This window comes from Nocardiopsis moroccensis, assembly GCF_055763695.1.
The window spans coordinates 4,838,461-4,857,826 of sequence record NZ_CP199747.1; the positions used below are offsets into that span (position 1 = coordinate 4,838,461).

General features: G+C 70.5%; 16 protein-coding genes. 6 read left to right on the top strand and 10 right to left on the bottom strand.

All coding sequences use genetic code 11. The annotated features are described in order from the left end of the window. Positions 1-7 precede the first annotated feature (7 nt). Both ACUKCB_RS21375 and ACUKCB_RS21380 read left to right on the top strand, forming a co-directional pair. Positions 8-967 carry a ParA family protein gene (locus ACUKCB_RS21375; RefSeq protein ID WP_473041089.1) on the top strand — a complete coding sequence of 320 codons (960 nt, stop codon included), beginning with the start codon at positions 8-10 and terminating at the stop codon, positions 965-967. A gap of 85 nt (positions 968-1,052) precedes the next feature. Then, positions 1,053-2,027 (top strand): ParB/RepB/Spo0J family partition protein, encoded by a 975-nt coding sequence (locus ACUKCB_RS21380; RefSeq protein ID WP_473037374.1) that lies wholly within the window; start codon positions 1,053-1,055, stop codon positions 2,025-2,027. Positions 2,028-2,312: 285 nt separating this feature from the next. On the opposite strand, the gene trxA is transcribed toward ACUKCB_RS21380, so the two are convergent. The 3 genes from trxA to ACUKCB_RS21395 form a co-directional block, all read right to left on the bottom strand. Next, complete coding sequence (gene trxA / locus ACUKCB_RS21385; protein ID WP_473037375.1) at positions 2,313-2,636, bottom strand: thioredoxin; 324 nt, start codon at positions 2,634-2,636, stop codon at positions 2,313-2,315. Between the two features lie 53 nt (positions 2,637-2,689). Next, positions 2,690-3,622, bottom strand: coding sequence for a thioredoxin-disulfide reductase (trxB, locus tag ACUKCB_RS21390; RefSeq protein ID WP_473037376.1), 933 nt, complete (start codon positions 3,620-3,622; stop codon positions 2,690-2,692). A 140-nt stretch (positions 3,623-3,762) separates the two neighbouring features. Then, entirely contained in the window at positions 3,763-4,215 is a 453-nt protein-coding gene (locus tag ACUKCB_RS21395) for a hypothetical protein (RefSeq protein ID WP_473037377.1), read from the bottom strand. Between the two features lie 164 nt (positions 4,216-4,379). Between ACUKCB_RS21395 and ACUKCB_RS21400 the strand changes: the two genes are divergently transcribed. Together ACUKCB_RS21400 and ACUKCB_RS21405 are read left to right on the top strand one after the other, a co-directional pair. Continuing rightward, on the top strand, positions 4,380-5,576 hold the full coding sequence (locus ACUKCB_RS21400) for a sensor histidine kinase (RefSeq protein WP_473037378.1): 1,197 nt from the start codon (positions 4,380-4,382) through the stop codon (positions 5,574-5,576). After that, entirely contained in the window at positions 5,573-6,253 is a 681-nt protein-coding gene (locus ACUKCB_RS21405; protein WP_473037379.1) for a response regulator, read from the top strand. The genes ACUKCB_RS21400 and ACUKCB_RS21405 overlap by 4 nt, the downstream gene beginning before the upstream one ends. Before the next feature lie 13 nt (positions 6,254-6,266). Here ACUKCB_RS21405 and ACUKCB_RS21410 read toward each other — a convergent pair whose 3' ends face one another. The 6 genes from ACUKCB_RS21410 to ACUKCB_RS21435 all read right to left on the bottom strand — a co-directional run bounded on the left by ACUKCB_RS21410 (position 6,267) and on the right by ACUKCB_RS21435 (position 16,016). Continuing rightward, on the bottom strand, positions 6,267-7,142 hold the full coding sequence (locus ACUKCB_RS21410; protein ID WP_473037380.1) for an anti-sigma factor family protein: 876 nt from the start codon (positions 7,140-7,142) through the stop codon (positions 6,267-6,269). Further along, the gene (gene sigM, locus ACUKCB_RS21415) at positions 7,139-7,765 is read right to left on the bottom strand and encodes an RNA polymerase sigma factor SigM (protein WP_473037381.1); all 627 of its coding nucleotides are present in this window, start codon (positions 7,763-7,765) and stop codon (positions 7,139-7,141) included. Before sigM ends, ACUKCB_RS21410 begins: the two co-directional genes overlap by 4 nt. A 31-nt stretch (positions 7,766-7,796) precedes the next feature. Next, positions 7,797-9,365, bottom strand: a complete 1,569-nt coding sequence (locus ACUKCB_RS21420) for a protein kinase family protein (RefSeq protein ID WP_473037382.1) — start codon at positions 9,363-9,365, stop codon at positions 7,797-7,799. 246 nt (positions 9,366-9,611) lie between these two features. Beyond that, positions 9,612-11,408, bottom strand: a complete 1,797-nt coding sequence (murJ, locus tag ACUKCB_RS21425; protein ID WP_473041090.1) for a murein biosynthesis integral membrane protein MurJ — start codon at positions 11,406-11,408, stop codon at positions 9,612-9,614. A gap of 155 nt (positions 11,409-11,563) precedes the next feature. Next, positions 11,564-13,369, bottom strand: a complete 1,806-nt coding sequence (gene murJ / locus ACUKCB_RS21430) for a murein biosynthesis integral membrane protein MurJ (protein ID WP_473037383.1) — start codon at positions 13,367-13,369, stop codon at positions 11,564-11,566. A gap of 82 nt (positions 13,370-13,451) precedes the next feature. Beyond that, positions 13,452-16,016 carry a DUF6049 family protein gene (locus ACUKCB_RS21435; RefSeq protein ID WP_473041091.1) on the bottom strand — a complete coding sequence of 855 codons (2,565 nt, stop codon included), beginning with the start codon at positions 16,014-16,016 and terminating at the stop codon, positions 13,452-13,454. Positions 16,017-16,360: 344 nt separating this feature from the next. On the opposite strand from ACUKCB_RS21435, the gene ACUKCB_RS21440 reads away from it, so the two are divergent. After that, positions 16,361-17,884, top strand: a complete 1,524-nt coding sequence (locus ACUKCB_RS21440; RefSeq protein WP_473037384.1) for a CCA tRNA nucleotidyltransferase — start codon at positions 16,361-16,363, stop codon at positions 17,882-17,884. A 22-nt stretch (positions 17,885-17,906) separates the two neighbouring features. On the opposite strand, the gene ACUKCB_RS21445 is transcribed toward ACUKCB_RS21440, so the two are convergent. After that, a complete protein-coding gene (locus tag ACUKCB_RS21445; RefSeq protein WP_473037385.1) occupies positions 17,907-18,632 on the bottom strand; it encodes a class I SAM-dependent methyltransferase in 726 nt (241 codons plus the stop codon). Positions 18,633-18,793: 161 nt separating this feature from the next. Between ACUKCB_RS21445 and ACUKCB_RS21450 the strand changes: the two genes are divergently transcribed. After that, positions 18,794-19,345: a GNAT family N-acetyltransferase gene (locus ACUKCB_RS21450; RefSeq protein WP_473037386.1), complete on the top strand. Its 552-nt coding sequence runs from the start codon at positions 18,794-18,796 to the stop codon at positions 19,343-19,345. Positions 19,346-19,366 lie beyond the last annotated feature (21 nt).

Consider the following 19,366-nt stretch of genomic DNA (forward strand, 5'->3'; position numbering starts at 1 on the left):
TGGAGACCTGCTCGATGTTTCACGTGAAACAGCAGCGGACTCCACGGCGGGCCGGCCCTCTGTTTCACGTGAAACACAGAGTGGCGACACGGCCTCCGACAGCGTCCCCGACACTCCTCTTGCCCGCGCGGCCCATGCCGCGATGGCGGTTCGCGGGCACGAGGACCACTGGCCCCGCCCCAAGGCCTGCCGGGTGATCAGTGTCGCCAACCAGAAGGGCGGGGTGGGTAAGACCACCACCACGGTGAACATCGCCGCCGCCCTGGCCATGCACGGACAGCGTGTTCTCGTGGTCGACCTCGACCCGCAGGGGAACGCGTCCACCGCGCTCGGCATGGAGCGTGACACCCAGACCCGGTCGATCTACCACTGCCTGGTCGAGGACGAGGAGATCCGGAAGCTGGCCCAGCCGGTCCCGGACATTCCGAACCTGTGGTGCGCTCCGGCCACCATCGACCTCGCCGGAGCCGAGATCGAACTGGTCTCCCTGGTCGCCCGGGAGGCTCGGCTCAAGCGGGCCTTCGCCGCCTACGACACGTCGGACCTCGACTACATCCTCATCGACTGTCCGCCTTCGCTCGGCCTGCTGACGGTCAACGCGATGGTGGCGTGTGACGAGGTCATGATTCCGATCCAGTGTGAGTACTACGCACTGGAAGGGCTCGGCCAGCTTCTGCGCAACGTGGAGCTGGTCAAGTCGCACCTGAACACGGGCCTGTCCATCAGCACGATCCTGCTGACGATGTACGACGGCCGGACCCGGCTCGCCCAGCAGGTCGCGGACGAGGTGCGTTCGCACTTCGGTGAACTCGTCCTGGAGACCCTGGTGCCGAGAAGCGTCCGTGTCTCCGAGGCGCCGAGCTACGCGCAGTCGGTCATGACCTACGATCCCGCGTCCACCGGCGCGGTGGCCTACCTGGAGGCGTCCCGTGAGATCGCCTACCGGGCCGAAGGGATCTCCGGCTGACGCCGGTTGTTTCACGTGAAACACTCCGCCCGGCCGTGCTGCGGTCGGGCGGAACAGCACGCAAGGAGTGTGGAGGGAGTTGCCGGTGAGCCAGCAGCGGCGCGGACTGGGTAAGGGGCTGGGGGCGCTCATCCCGCAGGGGCCGACGGCCCCCGCGCCGGTGGAGAGTGTTCCCGAGGTGGAGCTGCCCGCCCCTGAACCCCCCGAGGTCCAGGGTCCGGCGGAGTTGCCGGACGGAACCTACCTGGAGGATGTCGAGCTCGCCTCGATCACCCCCAACCCCCGTCAGCCCAGGACACATTTCGACGAGGAAGCCCTGGAGGAGTTGCGGGACTCGATCGTCGAGGTCGGTCTGCTTCAGCCCATCGTGGTTCGCAAGCTCGAGGGCCACGGCGAGGACCGATACGAGCTGATCATGGGGGAGCGCAGGTTCCGGGCGAGCAAGCTCGCGGACCTGGACCGCATCCCCGCCATCGTCCGCAAGACGGACGATGACGAGTTGCTCCGGGAGGCGCTCCTGGAGAACCTGCACCGGCAGCAGCTCAACCCGCTGGAGGAGGCGGCCGCGTACCAGCAGATGCTGGACGACTTCGACACCACCCAGGAGGAGCTGGCCCAGAGGGTGGGGAAGTCCCGCTCGCACGTCAGCAACACGCTGCGCCTGCTCAACCTTCCGGGGAGGGTGCAGAACCGGGTGGCGGCCGGGGTGCTCAGCGCCGGCCACGCCCGTGCGCTGCTCTCGATCGATGATCCGGAAGCGCAGGAACGCCTGGCTCAGCGGGTCAACAACGAGAACCTGTCGGTTCGGGCCCTGGAGGAGATCGTCGCCCTCCGGGAGATCCCCGGGGAGGAGAGCCCCGAGGGGGAGAAGCCCCGCCGCTCCTCCGCGGGCAGGATCAATAACCCTCCTCAGGTCGAGGAGTGGGCGACCCGTCTGGGCGACCGGCTCGACACCACGGTGAAGGTGGACATCGGTCGGAAGAAGGGCAAGATCGTCGTGGAGTTCGCGACGATGGAGGACCTGGAGCGGATCATCAGTCAGATGGACCGGCAGGGCTGACCCTCCACCCGAGCGTTGGCGGTGTTTCACGTGAAACACCGCCAACGTCGTATGCGGGTCCTCTGTACCTCCGCCCTGTTTCACGTGAAACAGGGCGCGCACGCGAAGAGTCTCGGCCGTCCGGGCCGCCCCGGCGCACCCCGATCGCCGGGGTGCCCCATCGCGGGGCGACACGGGGGCCGTGGGGCGGTGTGGAGTGCGCGGGTCGAAGGCCGGTCGCACGAGAAGACGAGAGGCCCCCAGGGGTGACCTGGGGGCCTCTCGCGGATTCGGTGCGGTTCCGGGTTACAGGAACTCGGCCAGCTCCTTCTCCAGGAGACGCTTCGGCTTGGCCCCGATGATCTGCTTGACAACCTCGCCGTCCTTGTAGACGTTCAGGGTTGGCAGCGACATGACGTTGTAGGTGCGCGGGGTCTCGGGGTTCTGGTCGGTGTTGAGCTTGACGACATCGATCTTGTCGGCGTACTCCTCGGCCAGCTTGTCCAGGACCGGGGCCATCTGCTTGCAGGGGCCGCACCAGTCGGCCCAGAAGTCCACCAGGACGGGCTTGTCGCTGGAGAGGACGGTCTCCTTGAAGGAGGCGTCGGTGGCGGTCTTGACTGTGGACACTGCTTGGTTCTCCTTGGTTCGACGAAACCGGTGGGAAAGAGGACTGGGAGGGGTCAGTTGCCCATCTCGGCGAGGTGGCGCTCGGCGTCCAGGGCCGCGGCGCAGCCGGTGCCCGCGGCGGTGATCGCCTGGCGGTACTGGTGGTCGACCACGTCGCCCGCGGCGAAGACGCCTTCGAGGTTGGTCCGGGTGGACGGCGCGTCCACCTTCACGTAGCCCTCCTCGTCGAGCTCGATCTGCTTCTGGAAGAGCTCCACGCGCGGGTCGTGGCCGATGGCGACGAACAGGCCGGTCACGTCCAGGGTGCTGATCTCGTGGGTCTTGTTGTTGATCAGCTGGAGGCCGCTGACACGGTCCTCCCCGAGAACCTCGGTGATCTCGGTGTCCCAGAGGAAGGAGATCTTGTCGTTGGCGAAGGCCCGCTCGGCCATGATCTTGCTGGCGCGCAGCTCGTCGCGTCGGTGGATGACCGTCACGGACTTGGCGAAGCGGGTGAGGAAGAGCGCCTCCTCCATCGCGGTGTCGCCGCCGCCGGCCACGGCGATGTCCTGGTCACGGAAGAAGAAACCGTCGCAGGTGGCGCACCAGGAGGTCCCCCGGCCGGACAGCGCCTTCTCGCCGGGGATGCCCAGCTCGCGGTAGCCGGAGCCGGTGGCCAGAATGACGGTGTGCGCGAGGAAGGTCTCGCTGCCGACGGTGACCTCCTTGACCGGCTTGGTCAGGTCCACCTCGGTGACGTCCTCGGGGACCAGTTCGGCACCGAAGCGCTCGGCCTGCTTGCGCAGGTTGTCCATGAGGTCCGGGCCCATGATCCCGTCGGGGAAACCGGGGAAGTTCTCCACGTCGGTGGTGTTCATGAGCGCACCGCCGGCGGTGATGGACCCCTCGAACACGAGAGGGCGCAGTTCCGCGCGCGCGGCGTACACGGCGGCGGTGTAACCCGCCGGTCCGGAACCGATGATGATGACATTGCGGACGTCACTCACGCTCGTAGGCCCTTCACACAGTCGCTGTTCCTGGCCACGGGGGCGTGACCGGAGGGAAAGATGCTTAGCACAACCGATGGTAGGCGCAGGGCATTCCCCCTCGGGTATCCGCCCAGCGCGCGGCGGGCGGGAGATGGGTCTCAGCGGCGAGGTCCGGCACGGTCGGCCCCTCGGCGGACCGCCAGGGCGACCGCCCCCGCGACGGTTCCCCACAGGGCGTTCGTGACCAGGACCGCCACCAGGCCGAAGGGGTTGGTGATCGGCCCCTGGAGCTCTCCCGTGAAGAACGGGGACAGCGCCGCGCTCAGCACGATCGCGAGGACCCCGTAGGCCAGGCCCGTGTACACGAGGGTGACGAAGGGGCGGGGGACGCGTGCCACGACCACCGCCACGATCCAGACCGCGGTGACGAGCAGGGTCGAGGCGATCTGCGCCAGCGGCGAACCGATCGCCTCCGAGACTCCGGTGGCGCTCATCAGGGGGCGGACCAGGGCGAGCGCACCGAGGCCGAGCACGAGTGACCAGGGGATGTCGTGCGGGTGTTCGGCGGTCCGGCCGGAGTCCCCCTGCGGGATGTGCGGGTGGTGGCTCATGATCTCTCCGTGGGTTGTGGGGCGGCTGTGCCGACCCTTCGCACGGTAGGGAGCAGTTGGCCCCGTGACATCGGCCCACGGTCCCGCCCCGGTACGTCCGAATGCGTAGTCGGACGCGTTCGGGAGAAGGCGGCCCCGGGGAGGGGGATCCGTAGAATCGCCGCATGCCCGGTCACTCAACCAGCCAAGACGTCGTCGTCGACGCCCTTGCGGGGTTCGCGGTCTTCGCAGTGGTCGCCATCTCCGTCGGAGCGGACATCGGCGGGGGAGACCTCCCCGCGGCGGTGGCCTACGGGTTCGCCGCCCTGTTCGGTCTGCTCATGCTCGTGCGGCGCCGGTGGCCGGTGGGGGTCCTCCTGACCACCGGGGTGCTCCTCATCGCCTACTACGTGGTCGACCTCCCGGTGATCGGGATGGCGGTTCCGGTCGCGGCCGCGCTGTACTCCGCGGCCGCGTTCGACCGGACACGGTGGGCGGTGGGGGTCGCGGTCGCGCTGGTGGCGGTCTCCACCCCCGCGCGGATCGCCGAGGGACAGGACGTGGCCCTGCTGATCGGGTACGAACTACCGTCCACCGTGGCGGTCATGGGCGCGGCGATCGCCCTCGGCGACGGGGCGCGGCAGCGCAGACGGAGCGCCCGCCAGCGCGAGCGGATCGCGGTGCTGGACGCCCAGGCGAGGGAGGCCGAGTCCGCCGAGCGGATGGCGCGCGAACGCGCCCGGATCGCCCGGGACCTGCACGACGCGGTCGGCCACCATCTGTCGGTGGTCTCCCTGCACGCCGCGGTGGCCTCGGAGGCTCTGGAGGAGGGCGCGGTGGATCTACCGACGGCCCGCGCCGAGCTGGACCACGTCACCCGGGCCGCCGGAGGAGGGCTGCGCGATCTGCGCTCCACGGTGCGGGCGCTGCGTGAACCCGGAGCCGAGGTCGAGCGGATCGCCGGTCTCGCCCACCTGGAGGAGTTGGTCGCCTCGGTCCGCGCGGCCGGGCTGGAGGTCGAGGTGACGGGGGACGGCGGGGAGGGCCTGCCCCGGATGGTGGACGCGACCGCCTACCGGTTGGTCCAGGAGGCCCTCACCAACACCCTCCGCCATGCCCGGGCAGGGCGTGCCGACGTGGTGCTCGAACGCACCGAGGGGGTGCTCGCCGTGACGGTCACCGATGACGGTGCTGCCGGCGGCGCCCCGGATGCCCGGACGCCGGACCGGGGTGTCGCACCGCGGGCGTCCGCCGGTGGCGGTGGTGGGCTCTCCGGTATGCGGGAGAGGGTACGGATGGTGGAGGGCACGTTGGAGGTCGGTCCGGTTCGCGGTGGCGGGTTCCGGGTGTGCGCGCGGATCCCGGTCGGGGGTGGCGCATGATCAGGGTTCTGCTCGTGGACGACCAGCCGCTCGTGCGTACGGGGGTGCGGTCGCTGTTGGAGAGGGACGGCGACATCGAGGTGGTGGCGGAGGCGACCGACGGTCGGCAGGCGCTGGTGGAGATCGACCGCTTCCGTCCGGAGGTGGTCCTGCTGGACCTGCAGATGCCCGTGATGGACGGGCTCGGGGTGCTGCGGGAACTGGAACGTCGACGTGTCGACACGTCGGGGCGTCGACATGTCGACGCCCGGGTCGTGGTCCTCACCACCTTCGGCGAGGACGCGAACGTGTTCTCCGCGCTGCGCCTGGGCGCGGCCGGGTTCCTGCTCAAGGACGCCGGACCACGCGAACTGCGGGCGGCGGTCCGGACGGTCGCGGTGGGGGAGGCGCTGCTGTCGCCGGGGGTGACCCGGCGGGTCATCGAACGCCTCGCCGCCACGGAACCCTCCCCGGAGGCCGCCGCCGGTCTGGACCGGCTCACCGGTCGCGAGCGCGAGGTTCTCGCGCTCGTCGGGCGGGGCATGTCCAACCAGGAGGTCGGCGCCGAGTTGCATCTGAGTCCGGCGACCGCCCGGACCCATGTGGGGCGCCTGCTCGCCAAGCTCGGTGTGCGGGACCGGGTGGGCCTGGTCGTGCTGGCCTACGAGAGCGGTCTGGTCCGGCCCGGAGGCGGCTGAGGCCCCCGGCCGGTCACAGGTCCGCTTCGGCGAGGACGCTGGTGTTGATGTCGCCGCCCTGCGCACAGCGCGGGTCGAGCACGACCACGCCGTTGCCCCCGGTGTCCTGGGTGAAGAGGACCCATACGCGCTCGGCGCCGTCACCGGAGTCGAAGAGTGCTTCGTCGACCAGGGTGCCCCGGACGTCGTTGGCTTCCTCGAACCGGTTGACGCACCCCTGCACGGGCGCGGTCACCGGCTGCTGCGCCTGGGCTCCCATGCCCTCAGCGGTCTCTCCCGATTCGGCCAGCACCTCGGCCGCCTGCGCGCCGAGCTGGTCCTCGGTGTAGACCGTGCCGCTCGCCGTGGACTCCGCGGAGTAGGACTGGGCGATGTCGGGCGCGGACTCGGGGCGGGAGTCCTCCTGGACCATGGGGGCCGCGGCGTCGTTCTCCGTTTCGCCGATCATCAGCCCGTTGACGATCGCGGCCCCGCCGCCGACCACGAAGACGGCCGCGGCGGCGGCCGCCATCAGCTTGGGCAGGCCGAAACCGCGGCGTCGGGAAGCGATGGGAATGACCGGTGCGGGTGCGTCCGGGACGGTCGGTGTTGGTTCCCCGGCCGACGGGGCGGCGGATTCGGGGGGCGCGGCGGCTCCGGTGCCCGCCGCGGACGGGGAGCGTTCACGGACGGCCTCGGCGATGCGGCTGTCGAGGAGGTCCGCGACGCCCTGCGGCAGCGCGGGTACCGGTGCCTCGCTGAGGACGCGGGTGACCCCCGAGAGCTCCTCCAGGGTGGCAGCGCACTCCGCGCAGGTCTCGATGTGGGCGGCGACCGAGTTTTCCTCGTCGGGGTCGGTGAGACCCTCGGCGAAGAAGGCGAGCGCCTCCGTGTCTGGGTGGGACGTCACGATGGGTTGGCACCTCCTCTCCCAGATGTGACGTCTCGGGGAGGCTGAGGGTTCCTTAGATGGGCCAGGGAGGGAAGAAGTTTGGCGCGACCTCGCGCACACCGGCTCTTGACGGTGCCCGATGCCACCTGGAGGATCTCGGCCGCCTCGTCCACCCGGTAACCGAGCATGTCCACCAGGGTCAGCGCCATGCGCTGGTCCAACGGGAGGAGGTCCAGGGCGGCGTGCACGTCCAGGCGGGCCTCGGTCCGCGAGGCGTGGTCGCTTGCGCCGCCAGAACGGCTCAGGCGCTCGTTGGAGATGACGTCGAGGGTCTCGTCCTCGGTCGGGGTGGCCGGACGCACCTTGCGGCGTCTGAGGCGGTCGTGGCAGGCGTTCACCACGATGCGGTGCAGCCAGGTGCTGACCTGGGACTCGCCGCGGAAGCGCCCAGCGGCCCGGAACGCGGACAGGAAGGCGTCCTGGAGCGCGTCCGAGGCCTCCTCGGGGTCGCCGGTCATCCGGATGGCGACAGCCCAAAGGCGCTCACGGTGTCGGCGTACCAGTACCGCGAACGCCTGTTCGTCACCCTGAGCGTGCCTCGACAACAGCTCCTTGTCAGGAAGCTCCTGGGCCGCGTCCATCAGCGCTGATCACATACCCCACAACTAGAACCTAGGTCCCGCGTACCTCGACCTCGTTAATGGTCCCACGCCATTCTCCGTCGGTCTCCGGGAGCTCGGTGAACCAGACCAGGACGTATCGCCCGGTCACACCCTCGTCGAGGGTGATGGTCTGTTCGCCGTCGACACTGCCCGACCAGACGGCCGGGAGGTTGGCGTCCAGGCTGGCCTGGTCGCTGACCTGGTCGCTGTCCCCGACCCGGATCTCCACCGCGTGTGCTCCACCGGAGAGCATCAGGTCCACCTCGTGGACCTCCTGGCCGGACTCCAGGTCCAGCAGCAGGCCGACGCCCTCCTTCTGCATCTCCAGCGGGTCCCAGTAGCCCTGGGTGCTCCAGCCGGTGTCGGGCTTCTGGTCGAGGGCGAGGGGCGCGTTCTGGGAGTGCTCGTCGCCCTCGGCCATCGGGTTGAAACCCCGCGCCGAGTCGATGGCGAGGGGTTCCAGTTCCACGTTGTCCGTGGCTTCCTCGGAGGCGCCGGCGCTCGGGTCGGCGGTGTTGTCCCCGCCGCCGAACAGCGTGCCGACCATCCACGCACCGGTGACGACCCCGGCGAACAGTAGCACCGCCACCACGCCGACCAGGAGCTTGCGGGCCGAGCCGCCCTCCTGGCGGGCGGCTCGCTGCTCCATGCGGGAGGCGGGAGCGGACCGGGCGGAGTTGCGTGCCGGAGCCGCGGCCTCCCGGGATCCGCGCCGCTGGCCGTTGGTGGCGCCGAACTCACCGGTGCGCCGGGAGGTCCCCTGCTCGGGCTGCGGGGCGGCCTCCGCCGGGGAGACCGGCAGCGGGATGAGCCGGGGCACCTCTGCCAGCGCCGCGCAGAAATCGGCGGGGCTGGTGATGGGCGGGCCGGGCACCAGTTGACCCGCCAGCTGCGGCAGGGCCGCGCGGGTGGTGATGCTGGCCAGTGGCTCGCTCACGCCCTGGCGTAGCTGCCCGGGCGGGTAGGGGCCCATGGGGCCCTGCGGGGCGCCGGGCAGTCCGCTCTGCGGACCGCCCGGCCAGTACCCGGTGATCGCCGCGTAGAGCAGGCTTCCCAGTCCCTGGGCGTCGACCGCGCCGGGGTAGGGGACGTTGTTGCCGAGCAGTGCGGCGTCCACACCGATGCCGGTGACCTTGACCGCGCCGCCGCTGCTCCACATGAGCTTTCCGGGGGTCAGGCCCAGGTGGTGCAGGCCGCTGGCGTGCGCCGCGGCGATGGCCTCGGCGGCCTCGGCGACCAGGCCGGCGGCGCGCTCGGGCTCCATCGGCCCCTGCGCCAGGAGCTCGGAGAGGGAGGAACCGATCACCCATTCCTCGACGACGTAGGGGACGGCGGAGGTGTCGTCGGCGTCGAAGACCTGGGTGACGCGGGCGTCCGGGATGCGGCTCGTGGCACGGGCCGCGTGCACGACCTCTGACGTGCGCGGGAATCCGTCCGTGAAGGTCCATACCGCGACCGGACGCGCGAGCGTCTCGTCGGTGGCCTTCCACCGGGTCGCACCACCGGTCTCGCTCACCACGTGGTCGAGTCGGTAGCGGTTGGCCAGCTTCGCCCCGGGTTCGATCAGGAAGGTGCTCATGATGGGAGTGACGGGCGCCAGTGCCGCTGGGTCGCGTGGTGCCGCTGCGGGCGCACGCGAGGGGGTCGGCCCTGTCTGCTGTCCCCAGCCTCCCTTCGGGCAGCTCGGATCATCGATGCTCTGGCGGTAAAGCGGTGTCTGTCCATGCTAGGACGCGTGAACAGCCTCTTTGGAGGACACCGGGTGCTCGTTCACCTTCTGGGAAGTACCAGGACGTGACTACCCAACGTCATCCATTCCAGGTGATCAGCGGCGTCGCAGCCGGGTTCTGACCAAATCAAGGAATGATGTGACTTCTGTCACCTTAAGGAACTTGGCGGCAACCACGAACAGTACGGCACCGACCAGCCCCCCGGCCACCATGGACGCGAGCGCGGGCCAGAGATCACCCGGCAGGCCCTGGAAGGCGTAGGTCATCAACACACCGAACAGTGCGGCCGGGACCGTGGCCACGTGCAGCTTGAACAGGGTGGCGGCCGTCCTGCGCCCGTCCAGGCCGTTCAGCCTGCGGTTCAGCAGGAACCACATGATGGCCGAACCCACGATGTAGTAGAGCCCGTAGGGGACCGGCAGCCACACCACGATGTGCTGCGGGCTCTCCGCCATGAAGTACAGCAGGCTCAGCGCGGTGACCGCGTGGGCGACCTCGGAGGGGATCGACACCAGCGCCGGGGTGCGGGTGTCGCCCAGCGCGTAGAACACGCGCATCTGGAGCTGGAACAGCGTGAACGGGATCAACATCACGCAGAAGGCCATCAGGATCCGGCCGATCGCGGCCGCGTCCTGCGCGCTGGTGCTGCCCTGCGCGTAGATCATCACGCAGAAGGGGACGGCGAAGACGATCATCGCCACCGAGATGGGGACGATCAGCACGGAGGAGAGCCGCAGACCCCGGGAGAAGTCGCTCCGGACCTGGTCCCTGCGCCCGGCCGCGACGTGTTCGCTCATCCGGGGGAGCAGGGCGGTGATCACCGAGACCGCGATGACCGCGTACGGCAGCTGGAACAGCATCGAGGCGAACTTGTACGCCGCGATACCCGAACCCGTCTCGTGGCCGAGCTCGGCGGCCATCGCTCCGGCCCGCGTGGCGACGTTGGTGGACACGAGCGCCCCCACCTGGGCGACCACGATGTAGAGCATCATCCACGAGGCGGCACCGGCGGCCTCCCCCAGGCCGGACCCGCGCAGGTCCAGCCTGGGGCGCCAGCGGAAACCCGCGGCGGCGAGGGCCCAGACCAGCACGGCGGCCTGTACCACCTGGCCGAGCGCGGTGCCCAGGCCGAGCAGCGCGATCTCCCCCTGGGTCACGGTGTCCGGGGTACGGCCCGGGCCGGCGACGGACAGGAACCACAGACAGACGCCGATGATGACGAGGTTGTTCAGCACCGGGGCCCACATGGGGGCGCCGAACCTGTTGCGCGCGTTCAGCATGGCGCTGGACAGGCCGCTCGCGCCGATGAAGAAGATCTGCAACACCAGGTAGCGGGCCAGGACCACCGAGACCTCGTACTGCGCTCCGCTGAACCCGCCGGCGTAGATCCGGATGAACCACTCCGCGATCAGCACGGACACCAGGGTGAGCGCGAACAACGCCAGCAACATCAGGGTGACCAGGCGCTGCTCGGTCCTGTTCCCGCCGTCGGAGTCCAACTTGCGCCGCTTGACCAGGAACGGCACGAACACACTGGCCAACAACCCGCCGATGAGCAGGTCGTAGATCATGTACGGCACCATGCCGGCGGTCTGGTAGGCGTCCCCCAGCAGCTGGGTGCCGATCGCCGCGGCCAGCACGATGGTGCGGACGAAGCCCGTCACCCGGGAGGCGATCGTGCCGACCGCCATGATCGCGGTCGACCTCGCCAGGTTGCCCGGCGCCGTGTGCGCCGTACCGCCGATCTCGTCGCCGTCCTCCAGACCGGCGCGGTCCGCGGTGCCCACGTCACCGATCTCGCTGGGGTCGCGGACCGCCTTCAGCCCGGTCTCGGGCTCGGTGTCGGGCTCGGAGCGCTCATAGGCGTCGAGCACGTCACCCGGCATCACCATGTGGTGGCGGGACGCTGGGTCCCGGTGCTCCTCCGGTTCTCGTTCCGGTTCCTCGGAGTGCTGGCGGAGTTGGTCGCTGGACACCGTCGGGCGGTCCTTTTCTGGCGGGGGCGGCTACGGGGTTCCGGCGGGTCCTGGCCGAAGGGGTACGGCGTCTAACGACCCAGGCGGGTGCGGATCAGCTGCACGGCGGCACTCAGTTCGGGCACGCGCAGGACACGGGCGGACACCAGGAAGAGCAGCGCGCCGACGGCGCATCCGACGACCGGGGCACCCACATAGGTGACCAGACCGGGACCGACCTGGGTGTCGAAGAACCAGAGCACACCGAAGCCGGCCGCGACACTGGGCACGACGGCCAGGTGCAGCCGCAACAATGTGCCAATGATGTGCTTTCCGTCAAGACCCCCGACACGTCGGCTGAGGACCTGCCCGGCGATGGTCAGACCCGACAGGAACGACACCATGAAGCCCGCTGCGACGCCGACGACGACCAGGTTCGGCGGCAGGATCAGGTAGGCGACCAGGGCCAGAGCGCTGTGAACAGCGAGGTTGGCCCCCCCGATCAGGGCGGGGGTCCTGGTGTCGCCCATCGCGAAGAACACGCGCAGCATCAGCTGGAACACGGTGAACGGCAGCAGACCGAGCGACATCACCGCGAGGATCTGGCCGATGGCGGTCGCGTCGGCGACGGAGACCGAACCGCGGGCGAACGCCAGCACCGACAGCGGCTCGGCGAACATCGCGACCGCGAAGGCGGTCGGTACCAGCACGAAGGCGGAGATCCGCAGGGTGCGGGAGAAGTCCGAGCGAACCGCGTCCCAGTCGCGGTCGTCGGCGTGCGCGCTCATCCGGGGGAGCAGCACGGTGATCAGGGAGACCGCGATGATCGCGTAGGGGAGCTGGAAGAGCTGGTACGCCAGGTTGTAGGCGCTGATACCGGCACCGACGTCCAGGCCCTGTTCGATGCCGGCCACGTTCGCCGCGTTGGCGATGTTGGTGGTGATCCACAGGCCGGCCTGGGTCAGAAGGGTGTAGAGCATCATCCACCCGGCGGTGCGCAGGGCCTCACCGAGGCCGGAGCCGCGCAGGTCCAGGCGGGGGCTCCACCGGTAGCCGGTCCGGGTCAGCGCGACGAACAGCACGAGCGCCTGGAGGGCCATGCCCGCGGCCGTGCCCGCGCCCAACAGGGTGAGTTCGGCGGTGGAGACCGTCTCCGGGGTGCGGCCCGGGCCCGCCACCACCAGGAACATCCCGGCCACACCCATGATGACGAAGTTGTTGAGCACCGGGGCCCAGACCGCCGCGCCGAACTTGCCCCGGGTGTTGAGCATCGCGCTCAGCAGGCCGCTCAGTCCCACGAAGAAGATCTGCGAGAGCAGGAAGCGTGCCAGGTAGACCGAGGTGTCGAACTGCACCGGGGTGAACCGGGAGCCGTACAGCCAGATGAGGGCCTCGGCCGCGGCGATGGCGGTCACCGTCACGAGCAGCAGTGCCAGCACCATCGAGGTGAACAGCCGGTCCTCGGTGGCCTTGCCGCCGTCGGCGTCGCGCTTGCGCCGCTTGACGAGGAAGGGGATGACCACGGAGGCCATCAGGCCGCCGATGAGCAGGTCGTTCAGGATGAAGGGGATCGTGTGCGCCGTGTGGTAGGCGTCACCGAGCAGGTGGGTACCGATGGCGGCGGCCAGCACGATGGTGCGGGCGAAGCCGGACAGGCGGGAGGCCATGGTGCCGACGGCCATGATCATGCTGGACCGCATCATGCCGCCGGAACCCGAGTCCTGTTTCGGGGTGGGGGTCTCGGTTTCGGGGATCTCACCCTCCTCGAACGACGGGGTCGGTCCGCCTGCGGGGCGGACCGTGCTCTCTCCGGGCATGGGGCCCTCCGCGGGCAGTTTTCGGTGTTTGGGTGTGTGACGAGAGTCCTGCTCGTCGCCGTGCGGGGAGTCGGTGACCACCGTGGATCAGGGTTCCTTTCGTCCGACTGGGAGGTTCGTGCCGCGGCACCGTGCCGTGGTGCCGCGGATCAAGCGGTGGCGGTCACTTCTCGGGGCCGCCGTCCGACCGGCCCTCGGGGTCCGTCTCCGCACCGGCGGGGGTGTCCGGTCCGGCAGCCGACTCCTCGGCTGCGGTGGGGGGCTCCTCCGGCGTGGAGGGGGCGCCGTCCGCGCCGCCACCGGCGTTCTCGGCGTCCCCGGCCGCGGTGCTTCCGGTCGCGGCACCGGCGGTCTCCCCGGCCGAGGCGACCTCGGTGCCGGGCGTCGCGTCCGCTCCGTCGGGGGCCGCAGCCGCGTTGGCCCTGGCCGACTGCTTGCGTGCCCACTTGCGCACGGCCCGGGGAGCCAGCGCCGCGATGAGGATCAGCAGGCCGATCCCGCTGATCATCAGGGCCTGGGTGCCCAGGCCCGTGGCGTTCACCTGGATCAGGGTGTCCTGGGAGCTGATCGGCTCGCCGTCGGCGTTCTGGAGGCTGACGTGCACGGTGGTGGTGCCGTTGATCCGGGCGGACAGCGGGACGTAGACCGTGGTCTTGGCGCCGGGTGCGATCTCGAAGTGGGTCGTGTACTCGCCGACGCTCAGCCGTTCGGAGTTCTCCGAGTAGATGGACAGGTGGACGTAGACCGCCTCGTCCTCCAGGTCGTTGGCGACGAGCACCCCCGTGGTGCCGGTGCTGCTGGCCAGGGTGACCGGCTCGCCGGGGATCACCCGCACGTCCTCCATACGGCTCTGTACGGACTGCTCCACCACGGAGCGGGTGGCGCCGGCCAGGGCCTCGCGGTCCCGCCAGTACACCGACTCCAGGCGCACCAGGGAGGGACGGAAGGGGTCGTTGTCGCCGACCAGGATGCTGTTGAACAGGCGGACGTCCCGGCTGACGTCGTTGACCTGGCCGAGGTAGGTGGAACTGAGCTCCTCCTCGTAGGCCCGGTCCGGGTAGGTCAGCCCCTGCCGGGTGTCCTCCCGCTCCTCGGGGTCGGGGAGCTCCACCTCGTCCAGACGCTGGGGCGAGAGCCAGGGGAGACTGTCGGTGGCCTCCAGCACCCCGTCGGCGAACTCGGGGCTGGGGTCCCAGCCGGCCTCGGGCGCGGCGATGACCACCCGGTCCTCGCCGGCGTTCTCACCGGCGATCATCGCGGTCTCCGCGGCGAAGCGCTGGAGGGCCAGGGCGGATTCGCCGGGTTCCCAGGAGGGCATCGACAGGACTTCGGTCAGCTCGGAATCGGCGACCAGCGCGTAGGGCTCCTCGTCCCCCTCCCCGCCGCTCGCGGGCAGCGGAGTCTGGGCCGTGGGGGTGGTGGAGATCCGCGGGGCGGGCGGGGCCGCCTCCTCGTCCAGCAGGAAGCGGTGCGCGCCGTTCTCGGCGAACAGCTCCTGGACGTTCTCCTCCATCAGACCCCCGGCCGGGAGCGCGAAGCTGTCGTCGGCCTCCAGGCCGAGCGAGCGCGACATCGCCTCCTGGGCGAGCCACAGCGAGGCTTCGGCTTCGGTGTCCATGTCGTTGCGGAGCAGCGCGGCCAGGTCGGCGTTGGCGTAGGGGGAGGAGACGACGGTGTCGGTGGCCAGGACCTCGCGGGCCTCGCGCAGCCACACCTGGGCCGCCTCGTTCGCGGCCTGGTCGTGCCGGGCCGGTTCGGCCTCGGCGGGGACCGCGAGGAGGTCCTCCACGACCTCGTGCTCGTCCCTCGCCATCCGGAGGATGTCGTCGAGCGTTCCGGGGTCGACGGCCCAGGTCACCGGGACGCCCTCGGTCCGCTCCGGGGAGTCCTCCCCTTCCTCTTCCTCCTCTTCGGCCTCCTCGTCGTTCCCGGAGCCCTCGTCCTCGTCCGAGCCCTCCTCGGACGGTTCGGGGGTGAGGGAGTCGGCGTCCTCCTCCGCGGTGGCCTCCTCGCCGGCGGTGGGGGGACCACCGGTCTGTTCCTCCTCCTCGCGCAGGCCCAGTTCCTCGACGAGGTCCCCGTCACCCGCCTCGAAGGAGAGGGGGACCTGCGCCCCGGACTGCAGGAGCCGACCCAGGCGCCCCTCGGCGCCGACGGATCCGTGGAGCTCCTCACTGAGGAAGGTGTCGTCGTCGGCGCGCTGCGGGTCCTCCATCAGCGGCCACACCCAGGCCAGGTTCAGGGAGGGGACGTCGTCATCGCCGTCGGCGGTGTAGGGGAGGAAGGAGTACTGCGCTCCGAGGGAGTCGCCGTCACCGTCGAGTGCCTCGACGATCAGGGGGTAGACGCCGTAGGAGCTCAGTCCGAGGTCCTCGACCGGGGTGCTCAGCGAGTACTCCAGGGTGTCCTCGGGCGCCAGCTCGCCCTCGAACTCCTCCTCCGGGCCGGAGGCGTTGGGCTGCCATCCCTCACCGGAGGCGAACTCGTCGAGCTCGTCCCGCGAGGTGAAGGGGTGCCTGGAGTACCGGATGCGGACGGTGACGTCCTCGACGGGGTCCTCGGTGGTGTTGGTCACCTCGCCCGCGACCCGCAGGGTGCTGTCCTCGTCGACGGCGTCCGGTGTGATCCGGTCCACGACGACCGGCGTCGCGGAGCCCTCGTCATCGGGTTCCGCCGACGCGGAGGAAAGGGTGGCCGGTATCGGAAGCAGAGCGGCGGCCATGGCCATGACCGCGGCTGCGGAAGCAGTTCGACGCAACGCTTGGTTTCCTGATTCGGGTCCGGGTGTCCGTCCCGCCAGGGATACGGAAGGTGGGGCGGGGTCGGTCGGGCGCCCGCGCGGCGCGCTCAGCGGAAGCGGGGCTGGTGGCCTCGGACTGGCCGTGACATGCCACCACTGCACCCGAAGATACCGCGTTCCCCGAACCCCGGTTCTGGTGCGGACCGTTGTTCGGGCGTGTGGTCGGCCCAGCCTTTCATCCGCCGGGGGTCACGCGCCAGATCCCGTGTCGGCCCGCCGCGTCGGCAGCGGCGATTCGCGGTTACCCCGTGCGGCCGCCTAACCTGCCTGGTGTGCCGAACACAGAGTTTTCGAGTGAGAACGACGCCGTCCAGAACCGGTCCGCCGAGGTGAACCCGCGCGCGGGCACCCTGACCGGTGAGCAGCGTGCGGCGATCACCGAGTTGGTCGACTCGATCGAACCGGTCTCCGAGGAGCTCGGCGACCTCTTCTCCTCGCACGGCCAGCAGCTCGCCGTCGTGGGCGGTCCGGTCCGCGACGCGCTCCTGGGGCGCGCCTCCAACGACGTGGACCTCACCACCGACGCGGTGCCCCAGCGCATCCTCGAACTGGTCGACGGCTGGGCGGACGCGGTGTGGACCGTCGGGATCGAGTTCGGCACCGTGGGCCTGCGCAAGCGCGGGCTCCAGTTGGAGATCACCACCTACCGCAGCGAGGCCTACTCGCCCGAGTCCCGCAAGCCCGAGGTGTCCTACGGCACCGACACCCATGACGACCTGCTGCGCCGCGACTTCACCGTCAACGCCATGGCGGTGCACCTGCCCGGGCACGAGTTCGTGGACCCCTTCGGCGGGCTCGCCGACCTCAGGGACAAGGTGCTGCGGACCCCGGGGCGCCCGGAGGACTCCTTCAGCGACGACCCGCTGCGGATCATGCGCGCCGTCCGCTTCGCCGCCCAGCTCGGCTTCACCCTGGCCCCCGAGGTGGCCGAGGCCGCGCGGGACATGGCGGACCGGCTCACCATCGTCTCGGCCGAGCGCGTGCGTGACGAGCTGACCAAGCTCATGCTCAGCCCGGACCCGCGCAGGGGCGTCGAGCTGATGGTGGAGCTGGGGATCGCCGAGCACGTGCTGCCCGAGATCCCCAAGATGCAGCTGGAGATCGACGAGCACCACCGGCACAAGGACGTCTACGAGCACTCGCTCACCGTGCTGGACCAGGCCATGGACCTGGAGCGCGAACGCGGCCACGGACCCGACCTGGTGTTGCGCCTGGCCGCGCTGCTGCACGACATCGGAAAGCCCAAGACCCGCGCCTTCGAGGGCGGCAACCGGGTGACCTTCCACCACCACGAGGTCGTGGGCGCCTCCATGAGCCGCAAGCGGTTGACCGCGCTGCGCTTCTCCAAGGACGTGGTCGGCCAGGTCAGCACCCTGGTCGCGCTGCACCTGCGTTTCCACGGTTACGGCAAGGGCGAGTGGACGGACTCGGCGGTGCGCAGGTACGCCCGTGACGCCGGGGACCAGTTGGAGCGGCTGCACATCCTCACCCGGGCCGACTGCACCACCCGCAACCGGCGCAAGGCCGCGGCGCTCTCCCGCTCCTACGACGACATCGAGCGCCGTATCGCCAAGCTCGCCGAGCAGGAGGAGCTGGACCGGATCCGTCCGGACCTGGACGGCAACGAGATCCAGGAGGTCCTGGGCGTCAGGCCCGGTCCGCTGGTCGGCAAGGCCTACCGGTTCCTGTTGGAGCTGCGCCTGGAGAACGGACCGATGGACAAGGACGCGGTCGCCGCGGAGCTGCGCTCCTGGGCGGCCGAGCACCTGGAGCAGGAAGGTCGGCAGGCGCAGTAGGGGTTGCGGGGCCGGAGCCGGTTCACCGGCCCGGCTTGACCGCGGTGACGGCCATCGTCGTCCCGAACACGCGCAGCGGTGTGCGCTCCAGCGCCTCCGGTACGCCCCGCGGGGCCCGGGGGCGGACTCCGAGGGGCGGCATGAGGTAGTCGATCGCGCGCACCCGCAGTCCGTGGCCGCGCAGCAGGCGCCCCAGCTCCTGGCTGGTGAGGGAGCGTGCGTTCGCCATCCGCTCGTGCAGCGGGCGCACCCAGGGCAGGAACGGGGCGGTCAGCGCGGAGCGGTCCCGACCGCCCCACCGCACCCCGTGCCTGTCGATCGGGGACCACCGGTTGGACGTGGTCAGGGAGAGGGCCCCGCCGGGTTTGAGCACCCGATGGGCCTCGGTGAGGGCGCCTTCCAGGTCGTCGAGGTGTTCGGCCAGGTCGAAGGCGGTGACCCGGTCGAAGGTGTTGGAGTCGAAGGCCAGCGCCTCCGCGGACATCTTGTGCACGCCGACACGGCCCTCCAGGCCGGTGCCGGCGACGCGCTCGGTGAGCGCGTCGAGCCGCTCGGGTTCGACGTCGACGGCGTCCACCCGCACGTAACCCGTGGCGAGTGCCACGGTGTGGGCGCCGCCCCCGCATCCCAGGTCGAGCAGGCGGTCGCCTTGGGCGGGCAGCTGTCGGCACACCGCCTCGACCCGCCTGGCGACACCCCGGGCCCCGGAGGAGCCCGAGGGGTCGCCGAGTCCGTAACCGAAGCCCATGGCCACCATCCCCTGCCGTGACGAATCCCTGCGGGGGAGACTACATTGAGTAATGATTTAGTTACTGATAGATGTGGCAACATGTCGACCCGTCGACTTCCGGGGCACCGGGCAGCGCCCCTGGGCGGTGGGCTCCGGACGGGCGGTGCGAGGATGACGCGATGAGCGAAACCACCTGGTACCTGGAGACCACCGACCCCGCCGAACTGAGGCCCGGGCGCGAGCCGGAGGGCCCGGTGCGGTTCACCCGCGCGCAGGTGCCCAGTCCCGAGCTCTCCCGGTTCCTCTACGAGACGGTCGGCCGCGACTACCAGTGGTTCGACCGGAGCCCCTGGACCGACCAGGAGTGGCGCGACCGGGTGGAGCGCCCCGGGGTCGAGACCTGGGTCCTGTACGACCGGGGCACGCCCGCCGGCTACGCGGAGTTGGAGGCCCAGGACGGGGGCGCGGTCGAGATCGTCCACTTCGGTCTCATGCCCGGCTTCCTCGGCCGGGGCCTGGGCGGCCACATGCTCACCGAGACCGTCCGCCGGGCCTGGGACCTCGCCGAACGCTGGCCGGGCCGGGAGGCCACCCGGAGGGTGTGGCTGCACACCTGTTCCCTGGACGGGGAGCACGCCCTCGCCAACTACCGGGCGCGCGGTCTCCGCCTCTACCGCGAGACGGTCGCGGACCGGGCGACTGGCGGACAGGTCGACATGTCGCCGAGGTGACAGGCGGACACGTCGACCCGG